A 13649-nucleotide genomic window follows, 5' to 3' on the forward strand; every position below is an offset into this window, starting at 1 on the left:
TTTAGTTAAAAGTTTAATTAGTTTCAGGTTTCAGGTTACCGAATAGCAACTTGAAACTTAAAACTTGAAACATTGATTATCCCACAACATCTAATTTAGCGAATCTTAACAATAATTTCTTTATTCCGCCAACCTCAAATTTTATTTCAGCTTTTTTATCGGCGCCAACACCTTCCAAATTCACTACCTCGCCTTTTCCAAAACGTTCGTGCATCACTACATTTCCAATTGTCAATTTGTTATCAAACAAATTTGGAGCACCGCTATTTGGATTGGTTCCTACAACCGGTTTTAATTTTCGAATGTTTAAGTCCGGTTTTGGATCATTGCCTGTAACATGCTTAGGCGGAGTACTTCCGACTGGCTTTGCCAGACGTAGTTTTGATTTATCGATATCTCCAAAAATATCGCCATCAATTGGTGATTTGTAACGATAGTTGGTTTCTGCCGGGGTTAAATATTCCAGGTATTGACCGTCAATTTCTTCAATAAAACGGGATGGTTCACTGTCTGTTAATTTCCCCCAACGGTAACGTGACTGTGCGTAAGTTAAATAAGCCTGATGTTCTGCACGGGTCAAAGCTACGTAAAATAAACGACGTTCTTCCTCTAATTCACTACGGGTACTCATACTCATGGCACTTGGAAACAGATCCTCCTCCATTCCTACGACAAAAACATGTGGGAATTCAAGTCCTTTTGCCAGGTGAATTGTCATCAATGCTACACGATCTTCGTCAGAAGTATCTTTATCTAAATCTGTAGCCAGTGCGACGTCTTCCATAAATTCAGACAAAGCTCCTCTTGCGCCGTCAATTTCTTTTTGTCCTTCGGTAAAATCTTTCAGACCGTTTAAAAGTTCTTCAATGTTCTGAATCTTAGCCATTCCTTCCGGTGTGGCATCTTTCTTCAATTCCTGAACAAGTCCCGTTTTTTTAGCTACATAATCTGTAATATAAAAAGCGTCCTGATTCTGATCGATTACCTGAAAACTCTGAATCATGGCAACAAAGTCTTTTATTTTATTCTTTGTACCCGTGTTTAATTTCAAGTCGATTTTGTCAATATTCACCATTACTTCCCAGATCGAACGTTTGTAATGATTGGCAGCAATGGTAAGTTTTTCAACGGTTGTGTCTCCAATTCCACGAGCAGGATAATTGATTACACGAATCAAAGCCTCTTCGTCTTTTGGATTGATTACCAGACGTAAGTAACACAATACATCTTTAATTTCTTTACGTTGGTAGAAAGATAGTCCTCCATAAATTCTATATGGAATATCACGCTTTCTTAACGCATCCTCCATCGCACGTGACTGTGCATTCGTACGATATAGAATGGCAAATGAACCGTTATGCAACTGGTTTTGCATTTTTTGTTCAAAAATGGTGCTCGCAACAAAACGCCCTTCTTCGGCATCAGTTAAACTTCTGTGGACTTTAATTTTTGCGCCAAAATCATTTGCTGTCCAAACTACTTTATCCAGTTTGGTTTTGTTGTGCTCCATCACAGTATTTGCAGCTTCAACTATGTTTCGGGTTGAACGATAATTTTGCTCCAAACGGAACATTATTACGCCTTCATAATCCTTCTGGAAGTTCAAAATATTATTGATATTCGCTCCACGGAAGGCATAAATACTTTGGGCATCATCTCCAACCACGCAAATATTCTGAAATTTATCAGATAACGCCCTTACAATCAAATATTGAGAATGGTTTGTATCCTGGTACTCATCAACCAAAATATAACGAAAACGGTTTTGATACTTCGCTAAAACTTCCGGAAAACGGGTCAATAACTCATTGGTTTTCAATAACAAATCATCGAAATCCATAGCACCCGCTTTAAAGCAGCGCTCGACATACTGCTGGTAAATTTCTCCTAAACGTGGTCTTTTTGCCATCGCGTCGGCTTCCACTAATTCAGGATTATTAAAATAGGCTTTTACTGTAATCAAACTGTTTTTGTAGTTTGAAATACGGCCTAAAATCTGCTTTGGTTTATAGATGTCACGATCCAGCTGCATTTCTTTTATAATAGAAGAAATCAATCTGGCAGAATCCTGCGAATCGTAAATCGTAAAATTTGAAGGATAACCTAAATGATCCGATTCCGCACGGAGAATACGTGCAAAAATCGAGTGAAAAGTTCCCATCCAAAGATTCTTAGCTTCACTGGCTCCCACGATATCCGAAATCCTGTGTTTCATTTCGCGGGCCGCTTTATTGGTAAAAGTAAGTGATAAAATATTGAAAGCATCAATACCCTGAGCCATCAAATAAGCAATTCTAATGGTTAAAACACGAGTTTTTCCTGAACCTGCACCTGCAATAATAATCATTGGCCCGTCTTTCTTTAATACTGGCTGTCTTTGTGCTTCATTGAGCTGGTCAATGTACTTTTGCATGAAATTTTTCTCCATAATGATGCAAAATTAAGAATTATACCTTTAATAAGCTACTAAGATTCTAAGGTTCTAAGGCGCTAAGTTTTTTATTTTTTCTGAGCCCAGAGAATGAACCTATTATTACTTAAGATTGAAAGATCTTAACTTTATAAGTAGATAAATTAGTTTGTATTGTATATGAAATTTAATCACTAATGAAACGATTCTATAAAGATAAAGTTGTGAATAAATTAATAAAAAAAAACTTAGAAACTTAGTCCCTTAGAACCTCACTACTTATAAAACACATCGTACGAGAATCGGATTAAGGTACCGATTACAACAATTAAAAAGAATACACGAATAAAACCATTGCCTTTATTTATTGCAAGTTTTGCCCCAAGCCACCCCCCCAGCCCGTTGCTTACTGCCATTGGAATAGCGATTGTCCAAATGATTTTTCCTTTAATTGCAAACAAACAAATCGAGCCAAAGTTGGTTGCAAGATTCACCATTTTTGCATTTGCGGAAGCATGTAAAAAATCAAATCCCATCAAAGCAATAAAAGCTACTACAAAAAAACTTCCGGTACCCGGGCCAATAAAACCATCGTAAAAACCAACAATTATACTGATGAGAACTGCATACAAGATTTGTGTTCCAAAGGAATGATCTTTGGCTTCATGTTGTCCAAAGTTTTTCTTGGCGTAGGTATAAATCAATAACAGCGATAAGACCACCAATAAAAGCGGCTTCATAAAATCATTGCTTACATAAGTTAGTAAGGTTGACCCCAGAAATGCCGATGGGACGGCCAAACACATCATAGTCAAAAGAAGCTTCCACTGAATCACCACTTTTTTGAGATACTGAAAGGCTGCAAATGCGGTTCCTGTAAAAGCAGGCAATTTTAAGGTACCTATCACGGTAGAAACGGGCAAATTAGGTAACAGAATCAGTCCCATTGGGGTTTGAATTAATCCTCCGCCACCTACTATCGCGTCTATAAATCCTGCTGCAAAAGCTGCTAAACAAAGTAAAATTATGATGTAGTTTTCCATTATGATTGTATTTGAACTGTTTTTAAGTACGCTGCACAAAAGTAAACTTCCAGATTGTCTATTACAATAATTTTAAAGTGGATTTCTCCTCAAAAAGTATATTTTTGCTTAAAATTAAAACCCAATGGATTTTACAAAAATTATAGAATTAGCCAGTTACACTCTACCTGCTGTTGTTACCGGATTTGTTGCTTACAGTTTTTTTGAATTGCACATTAAAAACTTTGATAAAAAACGCAATTTTTTATTAAATAAAGAAGCTCATAAAGAATCATTACCAATACGATTACAGGCTTATGAGCGCATGACTCTGTATTTAGAGCGTATCAATCTAACCAAGTTACTAATCCGAATTGCGCCTATTTCAAACGAAAAACATGATTACGAAAACTTCTTAATCGATCAGATAGAACAGGAATTCGAGCATAATTTAACCCAACAAATTTATATGTCGGATGAATGCTGGACGATTATTACAACAGCAAAGAATTCGACCATACAAATTATTCGCAAAGCTGCTATGAGTGACCGTGTTGACAGTGCAGACAAGTTACGTGAAGTAATTTTAAATGACTTACTGGAAAAACAATCCCCAAGTAATGCTGCTTTGGCATACATAAAAAATGAAGTAGCGGATCTTTTTTAGACTAGCTTAGACTTAGTTAGACTGACTTAGACTTCTTAGATTGTTAGGTAGTTAGATCATTCGATTCTTAGATCTTTAGATTTAAGAATCGAATGATTTTTTTTTACAATCCTACAGTCGAGTAATCTTAGCAATCCAAAAAAGTCTAAGCCAGTCTGAAAATCTAAGAAGTCTAAGTTAGTCTAAACTATCTATTATCACTCATAACTTCAGACTTATTCTGAGCGTATTCATAACCTTGTTCCCACCATTCTTTCATGACTTCCTGATTAAAAATAAGAGCGTTATCTGTTAGTTTTGTTGGGGTATAGTAAAGGTTAAGCTTTACGTTTTTATTGTTTGCAAGCAGTTTTCCAATAGCGATATCGTGCTTTTCAACCTGATCTAAGGCAATTCGAAATAAATCAATCATAAGAGAAAATGGATTTTTACCAATAACCGTCTTATCCATATTTACCTCGGTTTCCAGAATAATAACGTCAATTTCTGTTGCTCCGCGGTTAATGGCCTCACGAATGGGAACTAAGCTTGCAAAACCACCATCGCCATATTCGTAGTTATTTTTCTCCACCAAACTCATAAAAGGCACATAGTTACTGGAAATCCAGGACCATTCACAAAACTCCTCGTACGTACAATCTTTTACAGATTTGTATTCGGCTTCGTTCTTGGTAAAATTAGTTACTGTTATAACAACATCGCTATCCAGCTTTTTGAGTTTATTAAAATCAGAGATCGAAAAATTATTCTTAATATACCTCTTTAATCCTTTACTCTCACCAAAGGTTCTCTTGCCTCTAAAGAACTGACGCAACACATTAAAATGATTGATGGTAACAATATCTACTCCATCTTTATTTTTAACCACAAAAGGACATATATTAAAAATACTGGCCATGGTAACATTGGTATAAACAGAGTGAATTTTCTTAATATGCCCTAATGCTAAATGGGGTATCAGTAAACTACCGGTCGAAGTTCCTATAAACAAATCATATTCATGATTCTTTTCTTCGATCAGATATTGCGCTACACCACCGGCAAATGCGCCTTTACTTCCTCCGCCAGAAATAACCAATGCTCTCATATTTTAAATTGTGCGTTTGATGTTATGAGTTAGAAGTGTTTGTAATTACTATTTGCACTCCTCTCATTACTCTGTTTTCTAATCTTTTCTACTAATGATTTACTACTATTTCTTTACTTCCTCGGCCAATAAACGCTTCAGTTGAAACTCTTCATCGGGGTTTAAATTAATCAAAATTCTTTCAAACGAAGCACGCATGTCCGGATTTTTTAATAAAAGCCGAATTGTATCTCTTCCAAACTTTGAAAATTGCCACATATGGTGGGTGGTTGCCGAAACTAAATTACTTAAAACGGCATCATTGATAATCTTAAAAGCAACAAGTTTTTCAAGAGCATTTTGTCTTGTTGTTGCTTCGTACTTTGTAGAAGAAAAAGCGATCAGTTCAGTAATTAGAGTTTCGGGGTTTTCTGCATAATTTGGTGTTGACAGTGCTAACGATAGCCATAATGTTCTTAGGTTGTAGTCATTAAAACCAATCCAGTTCATTGTTTTGTTTAAGTATCGGGTACGGTGCTCCGGAAAGTTCCTCCATAGCCAATACAAAGCAATTTCCTGTGTCTGATAAGATTTATCATCGAGTAAAGTTTCGTATTCCGTTCTGAAATCTTCCGGAATTTTACTTAAACTTCCGGCAACTGCTTGTCGAACCTGAATATCATTAGTTTGCATGGCAAGTAGTAAGAGTGCTTTTTTGACCTCGTATTTTTCGCTTTCCAATTGACTCACAATAGCTTCTTTTACAGTATAATAAATATCCGATTTTAAAGTTTTACTTAAAAAATCTTGTTTCTCCGTTAAAACTGTCTTTTTTAATTTATCTACCTCTAAACGAACCTGAATCGATTTATTTTTACTCAATAAAGCATTTGCAGTTGGTGTATCAAAAACGGTCGATTCCAACCAGGTTTTTTGAAATTTATCAAGGTCAAAATCAGCAACTTTTTTAATCTCGTCAAAGAAATTTTGTGTGGTTACGGTTTGATAGGCATATTTCTTTAAATAACTTTTTATCGCTTTTTTAAATGCTTTATCACCTATGGACTCATGCAATACAAACAGCGCCCAAGCCCCTTTCTCGTAAAAAGTCAACGAACTTGCTTTTGCGTTTAAAACCGGAATCGAATCCGTTCTGGAAGCAAACTTAATCTGTTGTGCTGTATCGTATAATTTGGAATAGAAAAAATCGTCACCGTAAATTTCTCTTTCTGCCAAGGCTGCGAAATAAGTAGCAAAACCCTCCTGAAGCCAATGATGAGTGCTACTTTCAGCTGTAATGAGATCACCAAACCAGTGATGAGCCAATTCATGCGCATCTACATTGGTATAATTTCTATCTTCAAAACCTATTGAATCTACCACGTAACGTGTAGCAAAAAGCGTAGAAGTTGTATTTTCCATTCCGGCATATAAAAAATCACGAACCGGAATTTCTCTGTAAACTTCCCAAGGATATTTAACGCCTATTTCTTTCTCCATAAAATCAAAAATACGCTTAGAATAGCGATAGGTCGGTTCGAAACGATTCGCGTCTTTGTTTTCTAAATAATATTCTAACGGAATCTTAGATTTTGCGCGGAACTCTTTCTTGTCATACTTTCCGATTGCAAGCATTAAGAGATAGGAACTCATTGGTTTTTCCATTTTGTACTGCCAATAGGTCTGTGTATCTGCTAATGTTTTATTTTCTAGAGTACCATTCGAAATTACCTGATAAGTGGTATCATAGGTTATTCCTAAACTGAATACAATTTTCTCATTCACATCATCAAAACTTGGAAACCAGTTGCTGGTGTATCTTCCCTGCCCCTGTGTCCAGATTTGCACTTCAGAATTATCCATATTTACAAAATACAAAGCCTGTTTCGGTTTGGCGGTATATTGAAAGGTCAGCTGATTTTCTCCTTTCTTAAAATTACCAATAATTTGCAGTTCTTTCCCTGTGTTTACAAAAACAGTTTCCTTATTGTCAATCTGAACATGAAAGAATTCCATGTTTTTGGCGTCAATCTTAATCGTATCAATGGGTTTTAGCACCTCAAACTGATAATCAACTGTTCCGGAAATCGATTTTTCTACCGCATTTAAAGATAATTTTCCAGAAACGGTTTTAAAATCAACAAATTGTGTTTGCTGTGCGAAAGTAAAAGTGGTAAATAACAGAAGAATGTATTTCATGGAAACAAAATTGAAGGCGAAATTCCAAAGTTACAAAGGTTTGATCAACAAATCGAATGAAATTTGTAAGTTTACGACACAAAATTACAGCAACGTGTCAACATCTAAAAAAGCCTTATTTAATTGGAGCAGCGGAAAAGATTCTGCTCTTGCTTTATATAAAATTCTACAAAATCCTGACTTCACAATTGAATGTTTACTAACAAGCGTCAATCAAAAGTACCAGCGTATTTCGATGCATGGTGTTCGTGTTGAACTCCTCGAAGCGCAGGCCAAAAGTCTTGATTTACCATTGAAGGTTATGGAGATTCCTGAAATGCCTACAATGGAAGTTTACGAGAGTGTTATGACTGAAACTCTGACGGAACTAAAAAATCAGGAAATCACACATTCTGTTTTTGGGGATATTTTTCTGGAAGATTTGCGCAAGTATAGAGAAAGTCAATTGGAAAAAATTGGATTTGAAGGTGTTTTTCCACTTTGGAAGATTCCGACCCGCGATTTAATACAAGAGTTTATTTCTCTGGGGTTTAAAACGATTGTCGTTTGTGTTAACGAACGGTATTTAGACAAAAGTTTTGTGGGAAGGATTATCGATCAGGATTTTATCAATGATTTACCTGAAAATGTAGATGTGTGCGGTGAGAATGGTGAGTTTCATACTTTTACTTTCGACGGCCCAATCTTTTCAGAGCCAGTATCTTTTGAAATTGGCGAAATTGTTTACCGCAAGTATGAAAAACCTAAAACACAAGAGTCCTCAGACACTGCTTGTGACACCAGTTCCAGCGATGCTTTTGATTATGGTTTTTGGTATTGCGATTTGATTTAAAATGAGAATATGTTCACGAAAGAAAATTCAGAAGTAGAGAAAATTTTATCTTTTCTTAATGAAATTGGAATAGATCTAATTGAAAAGGAACTGAATCACACTTTTCTGCCTGGTTTGGATTTGGGTCCCAATTGTATCTATATTGATTACGACAAATTATTATACCCAGGTGATATTTTACACGAAGCCGGACATTTGGCTGTTACCTCTCCTGCTGACAGACAAATTGTGGGTACCACTAAAATAGCTTCTAATTGGCCCACTGAAGCCGAAGAAATGGCTGCTATTTTATGGTCATTTGCGGCATGTACTCATTTAGAATTGTCTCTCGAACTGGTATTCCATCCTAACGGCTACAAAAATGATTCCGAATGGCTGATTTCCAATTTTAAGGCTAAAAATTACATCGGACTGCCTTTTCTCGAATGGATCGGACTTACTTTAGGAAATGATCGTGCTCGTGAAGAAGGAAAACCTTCGTTTCCTACAATGTTAAAATGGCTAAGAGGTTAATTAGATAATGTGGCAATTAGATAATTAGAAAATTACCTCATTATCTAATTGACTAAGAATACATGCTCAGCAAGTTAGTAACGGTGTTCCAGTTTCTAATTGTAGCAGTTACATTTAATTTTTTCTCTATATATTTTTGATCGAATCTAGTTTTCCCCGCTCCAACGGCATATTTAATAAAAATTTTGTTTCCGTCGATACTTGCTTCGTCCGGCTTGAACTGGCTAATTTTAAGATCGTTTATGTTTTCACTTTTTAATGCAATTGAAACAAAAGCTACATAGAGTTTTTTAGTATCAATATCTTTTTCTTTCAAAAACGGATTGTTTGTAAAACACAATTCTAAATCCTTTTTAGTGATTACGATAACAGGTACTTCGTGACCAAAAACTTTAAAGATTTCCTGTTTGATCATAAAGCCTACCTTAGAAGCACTTTCTTCTTCTGTATCAACAAAAACATTTCCGGACTGCAAGTAGGTACGTACGTTTTGAAAACCGATATTTTCTAACATCGTTTTCAAAGCCTCCATTTTCATCATGTTGTGACCCGAAACATTAATACCGCGTAAAAGTGCCAAATGTGTTATCATTCTGTTTATTTTTTGTTCAAAGATAAAAGATTTTGATTGCTTATAGTTCTTTTTAAAAAGACTTATCTCCTTTTAAAACTAATCTTCGTCTTCTGCTATTTCAATATTAAATCGTACTAAAAAATCATTTAGCTGTGTTTTGTATTTATCTTTTGCCTGATTTACAATTTCTTCTGTTTCCTCAATTGATTCTATTGGTTTAAGATTGAACTCTTTTTTGACCCATTCCTCAAACACTTCCTTATTTTCATTTTCTTCATAATACTCTTCATCCTTATAAAAATAAGCCGAATCAAAATCAACTGAAATTTCGGTATCAAAAGTTAACAGATGGATTAATTTGAGGGTATTTTCTGCTACCACATGAATTCCGCCTTCATCACCAAAGACAACTATCGGGCACTTATTTAAATCATCGTCTATAAGCCAGTACGCGTACGAACTTCCCGATCCGTTTGCCCCTGCAAATTCAATAAAGCTGTTGTAAAATTCTTCTTCTTCCGACCATGTTTTTATACCGGTCTTGTCTTCTGTTATAGTCAAACCAAAACATTCTGAATAGCTTTCTACGCCATATTCCTGCTCGAATTTATATAATTTCACTAAATCTGCAGGTAAAATATAATTACCAAACTGAGCTGAGTATTCTTCTAATGAAAAACTACTGTCGTATTCAGCATATTCAGTCACGTCGCTTTCTTCTTCAGCAGGTTCTTCCATAAGCACTTCAAAAGCTTTTAGGACCGCACGTTTTATACCATAAAATTCAATTCCAACCGCAGTTTCGTCATTCATCCATTGGTATTTTGGATCTCCATCTTCATCAAGATATTCCAAAAGGAGTGTAATTTTCTCTGTATCATGGCACCACAAACCACGCATTCTGATATTAAAACCGTTTTCAATTTCTTCTGAAATCTGACTGTATTTCATTCCTTCGTAATCAAAAGAAATAAACAAATACGTGGTACTATCAATATGACTATAAAGCCTTTCATCGTTTTTAAATTCTTCTTTCCCGGATAAAACTTCAATTAAATTTACAAATTGATTTCGGAAATCGCTGTACAGGTACTTTTCGGTTTTGCCATAATCAATAATGGATAGCCCTTCTTTAAAGGTTTGTTCATAATAATTATTTCCTAAAATCGCTGTACCATATTGGGTCTGCTCTATAAAAGAATCGTTTACAATATCGCTTAGTTTATGCGTTGATGGCAGATAATTTTCTACTGTTATAATTGATCCGTCATCTGTAGTTAGATTACTGCAAATTAATACATCAGGTCTACTTACATTAATAATTGCCTGAACATTGGTAAAACGCTCAAAATGCATCCACATATCATCACTGTAGATCAGCCAGGCTGTAACATCGCCTTTAACAAAGAGCTCTCCGTGGTTGTATTCTCCTATAAGCGAATCACATTTTAAGCCACCACCCAAATAATGAACACTTCCAAACAAAGTAATGTTTACAGTAGTGGTTTCTCCCAAAACGATTAAGGCCGGTGAGTTATCAGTATCATAAGAGCTTATACATTTACCAACGGTTAGATTTCCTTTGAAAATAAATCCAAGTATAAAAACATCCGGATGTTCTACTGTACTATAATCCATCTCAAACGAATCCATTTCTACATCTTCTTCTGCTAGCAGAAATATCGGATTTTCTTCGTAGTCTGGAAAACGCCAACTGTCTTCAAAAACGTTGTATATTTTCTGATTGTTAAAATCAGTAAGATCTCCAATAATAGTATGTGCTTCGTGTCGATTGATCACTTTGAATGCAACACCTGCAAAGGTCATGGTTTCAAAAGGAACTTTTTCTTCGTTAGTCATAGTAAGGGCTAATTGTCTTAAACATCTTAACAAATCTACTTATTATTTTTATTTTTCAAAATAGCAAACCGACAATTTCGACTTTCAAATTTCCCAATTAAAATCTATCTTCGCAGTTAGGAAAGAAAATAGAACAAAGAGAATAGAGGCAAGAACAAAAAATCCAGAGTAAATTCTATACTCTGTAACCTGTAATCTATATTCTTTACTGTACTCTATTCTCTTTGTTCTTAGCTCTTGACTCTAAAACCTAAAATCATTACATGTCTAACAATCTCCTTGAAACCCCAATCGAATACCTAAAAGGCGTTGGCCCCAGTCGTGGGCAGCTGCTTCGTAAGGAATTGGGAATTCATAAATATGGAGATTTAGTTAATTTTTATCCAAACCGATATATTGACCGAACGCGTTATTATAAAATTAATGAACTTCAAAATACAGGTTCCGAAGTACAGATTATCGGTAAGATAATCAACATTAAAACGGTTGAATTTGCGAAGAACAAAAAACGTCTGGTTGCTACTTTTGTAGATGATACGGGACAAATTGACTTAAATTGGTTTCAGGGACACAAATGGGTTCGTGAGAGTTTGAAACTGAATGAAGTTTGTGTGATTTTCGGAAAATGTTCGTTGTATGGAAGCCAGTTCAGTATGGCACATCCTGAAATCGAATTGTGGAGCGAGCATGAAAGAAGTCTTCGCTCGGCCATGCAGCCGGTTTATCCTTCAACAGAAACACTGGCTAATAAAGGAATCTCAAACCGAACCATTAATAAACTAATGGAGCAGTTGTTTCTGGAGACTCAGGCTTTGTTTACAGAAACTTTTCCGGCCTATTTAATCGAAGAATTAAGGCTTATTTCAAAGAGAGCTGCCCTTTTTAATATTCATTTTCCAAAAAGTACCGATGCTTTAGCTAAAGCCCAATACCGATTAAAATTTGAAGAACTGTTTTTTATACAGCTACAGTTAATTACCAAAAATCTCATTCGGAAGCATAAAATCAAAGGACATCCTTTTGTAAAAGTGGGTGAATTTTTCAATGAATTTTACCAGCATCATCTGCCCTTTCAACTAACGAACGCTCAGAAAAGAGTAGTTAAAGAGATTCGTTCGGACATGGGAAGTAATGCTCAAATGAATAGATTATTGCAAGGAGATGTAGGTTCCGGAAAAACGATCGTAGCTTTTATGAGCATGCTTTTGGCCATAGACAATGGCTTTCAGGCCTGTCTGATGGCTCCGACAGAAATTCTTGCTAATCAGCATTTTATTGGATTATCAGAATTAGCTAAAACATTAAATATCAATATAAAACTCCTAACGGGTTCAAGTAAAACTGCAGCTAGAAAAGTCATTCATGAAGAACTCGAAAACGGAAGTTTGCAGATCTTAATTGGTACACATGCACTTTTGGAAGATAAAGTAAAGTTTCAAAATTTAGGTCTTGCAGTAATTGACGAACAGCATCGTTTTGGTGTAGAACAACGTTCGAAGTTATGGAAGAAGAATGAAATTCCACCGCACGTTTTGGTTATGACCGCTACTCCTATTCCAAGAACTTTAGCTATGAGCTTGTATGGCGATCTGGACATTTCGGTAATTGACGAATTGCCTCCGGGACGAAAACCTATCCAAACCGTTCATCGATATGACAGCAATCGTTTGAAAGTTTGGAAATTCCTGCGTGACGAAATTGCCTTGGGAAGGCAGATTTATATTGTTTATCCCTTAATTCAGGAATCAGAGAAAATGGATTTCAAGGATTTGATGGATGGTTACGAGAGTATTTCCCGTGATTTTCCATTGCCACAATACTCCATTTCCATCCTACATGGAAAAATGAAACCAGCCGAGAAAGATGCCGAAATGAAACGCTTTTCTGAAGGTAAAACCAACATTATGGTCGCAACAACTGTAATTGAAGTGGGAGTTAACGTGCCTAATGCGAGTGTAATGATTATCGAAAGTGCCGAACGTTTCGGATTGTCTCAGCTACATCAGCTCCGAGGGCGTGTGGGACGTGGAGCAGAACAAAGTTATTGCATACTGATGACGAGTTTCAAATTGAGCTCTGACAGTAAAACACGTATGGAAACAATGGTCCAGACTAACGATGGATTCGAGATCGCCGAAGTAGATCTTAAACTACGTGGCCCGGGAGATTTAATGGGGACACAGCAAAGCGGTGTTTTAAACCTTCAGATAGCCGATATAGTCCGTGACAGAGATATTTTAAGCCTGGCCCGCAACTATGCCATGAAGATCCTAAAAGAAGACGGTCCGCTTCAAAAACCGGAACACGCCATACTTAAGGCTGTATTTATAGAATTGACTAAAAAGAAAAATATCTGGAATTACATTAGTTAAAGGTACTAAGGTGCTAACATTTTAAGGTTCTGAAGTTTTTACTTGCTGCTTCTAGTCTCTATGTTTTACTGCATTGGGTTATTTAAAAAAAATACTTCACTGTAATAAAGAGTAGAAATTCAACGACTGATGTT

At 35.8% G+C, this 13649-nt stretch carries 10 protein-coding genes; 4 read left to right on the forward strand and 6 right to left on the reverse strand.

Going from position 1 to position 13649, the window contains the following annotated elements:
* Positions 1–76: 76 nt before the first annotated feature.
* Positions 77–2413 carry an ATP-dependent helicase gene (locus tag AC3IS6_RS16525; RefSeq protein WP_489164925.1) on the reverse strand — a complete coding sequence of 779 codons (2337 nt, stop codon included), beginning with the start codon at positions 2411–2413 and terminating at the stop codon, positions 77–79.
* A gap of 272 nt (positions 2414–2685) precedes the next feature.
* The gene (locus tag AC3IS6_RS16530; protein ID WP_489160957.1) at positions 2686–3453 is read right to left on the reverse strand and encodes a sulfite exporter TauE/SafE family protein; all 768 of its coding nucleotides are present in this window, start codon (positions 3451–3453) and stop codon (positions 2686–2688) included.
* 124 nt (positions 3454–3577) lie between these two features.
* On the opposite strand from AC3IS6_RS16530, the gene AC3IS6_RS16535 reads away from it, so the two are divergent.
* Positions 3578–4099, forward strand: coding sequence for a DUF7935 family protein (locus AC3IS6_RS16535; protein WP_173966069.1), 522 nt, complete (start codon positions 3578–3580; stop codon positions 4097–4099).
* Between the two features lie 187 nt (positions 4100–4286).
* Here the strand turns inward: AC3IS6_RS16535 and AC3IS6_RS16540 are convergent, their stop codons facing one another.
* Both AC3IS6_RS16540 and AC3IS6_RS16545 read right to left on the reverse strand, forming a co-directional pair.
* Positions 4287–5186 carry a patatin-like phospholipase family protein gene (locus AC3IS6_RS16540; protein ID WP_263360815.1) on the reverse strand — a complete coding sequence of 300 codons (900 nt, stop codon included), beginning with the start codon at positions 5184–5186 and terminating at the stop codon, positions 4287–4289.
* A 105-nt stretch (positions 5187–5291) separates the two neighbouring features.
* Positions 5292–7364, reverse strand: coding sequence for a M1 family metallopeptidase (locus AC3IS6_RS16545; RefSeq protein ID WP_489160960.1), 2073 nt, complete (start codon positions 7362–7364; stop codon positions 5292–5294).
* On the opposite strand from AC3IS6_RS16545, the gene AC3IS6_RS16550 reads away from it, so the two are divergent.
* Together AC3IS6_RS16550 and AC3IS6_RS16555 are read left to right on the forward strand one after the other, a co-directional pair.
* Positions 7363–8196, forward strand: coding sequence for a Dph6-related ATP pyrophosphatase (locus AC3IS6_RS16550; RefSeq protein ID WP_489160961.1), 834 nt, complete (start codon positions 7363–7365; stop codon positions 8194–8196). The two genes, AC3IS6_RS16545 and AC3IS6_RS16550, sit on opposite strands and share 2 nt — an antisense overlap.
* Positions 8197–8205: 9 nt before the next feature.
* Positions 8206–8709, forward strand: a complete 504-nt coding sequence (locus tag AC3IS6_RS16555; RefSeq protein ID WP_489160963.1) for an MBL fold metallo-hydrolase — start codon at positions 8206–8208, stop codon at positions 8707–8709.
* 52 nt (positions 8710–8761) lie between these two features.
* Here AC3IS6_RS16555 and AC3IS6_RS16560 read toward each other — a convergent pair whose 3' ends face one another.
* Both AC3IS6_RS16560 and AC3IS6_RS16565 read right to left on the reverse strand, forming a co-directional pair.
* The gene (locus AC3IS6_RS16560; protein WP_489160965.1) at positions 8762–9301 is read right to left on the reverse strand and encodes a DUF1697 domain-containing protein; all 540 of its coding nucleotides are present in this window, start codon (positions 9299–9301) and stop codon (positions 8762–8764) included.
* A 78-nt stretch (positions 9302–9379) separates the two neighbouring features.
* Complete coding sequence (locus AC3IS6_RS16565) at positions 9380–11143, reverse strand: hypothetical protein (protein ID WP_489160967.1); 1764 nt, start codon at positions 11141–11143, stop codon at positions 9380–9382.
* A 263-nt stretch (positions 11144–11406) separates the two neighbouring features.
* Here AC3IS6_RS16565 and recG point away from each other — a divergent pair, with 263 nt between their 5' ends.
* The gene (recG, locus tag AC3IS6_RS16570; RefSeq protein WP_489160968.1) at positions 11407–13515 is read left to right on the forward strand and encodes an ATP-dependent DNA helicase RecG; all 2109 of its coding nucleotides are present in this window, start codon (positions 11407–11409) and stop codon (positions 13513–13515) included.
* Positions 13516–13649 lie beyond the last annotated feature (134 nt).

The organism is Flavobacterium sp. KH_035 (assembly GCF_057839565.1).

Bases quoted from the DNA above. Each gene is read 5' to 3' on its own strand.
- AC3IS6_RS16525 (WP_489164925.1), bottom strand. From the start codon at position 2,413: ATGCAAAAGTACATTGACCAGCTCAATGAAGCACAAAGACAGCCAGTA.
- AC3IS6_RS16530 (WP_489160957.1), bottom strand. From the start codon at position 3,453: ATGGAAAACTACATCATAATTTTACTTTGTTTAGCAGCTTTTGCAGCA.
- AC3IS6_RS16535 (WP_173966069.1), top strand. From the start codon at position 3,578: ATGGATTTTACAAAAATTATAGAATTAGCCAGTTACACTCTACCTGCT.
- AC3IS6_RS16540 (WP_263360815.1), bottom strand. From the start codon at position 5,186: ATGAGAGCATTGGTTATTTCTGGCGGAGGAAGTAAAGGCGCATTTGCC.
- AC3IS6_RS16550 (WP_489160961.1), top strand. From the start codon at position 7,363: ATGGAAACAAAATTGAAGGCGAAATTCCAAAGTTACAAAGGTTTGATC.
- AC3IS6_RS16545 (WP_489160960.1), bottom strand. From the start codon at position 7,364: ATGAAATACATTCTTCTGTTATTTACCACTTTTACTTTCGCACAGCAA.
- AC3IS6_RS16555 (WP_489160963.1), top strand. From the start codon at position 8,206: ATGTTCACGAAAGAAAATTCAGAAGTAGAGAAAATTTTATCTTTTCTT.
- AC3IS6_RS16560 (WP_489160965.1), bottom strand. From the start codon at position 9,301: ATGATAACACATTTGGCACTTTTACGCGGTATTAATGTTTCGGGTCAC.
- AC3IS6_RS16565 (WP_489160967.1), bottom strand. From the start codon at position 11,143: ATGACTAACGAAGAAAAAGTTCCTTTTGAAACCATGACCTTTGCAGGT.
- recG (WP_489160968.1), top strand. From the start codon at position 11,407: ATGTCTAACAATCTCCTTGAAACCCCAATCGAATACCTAAAAGGCGTT.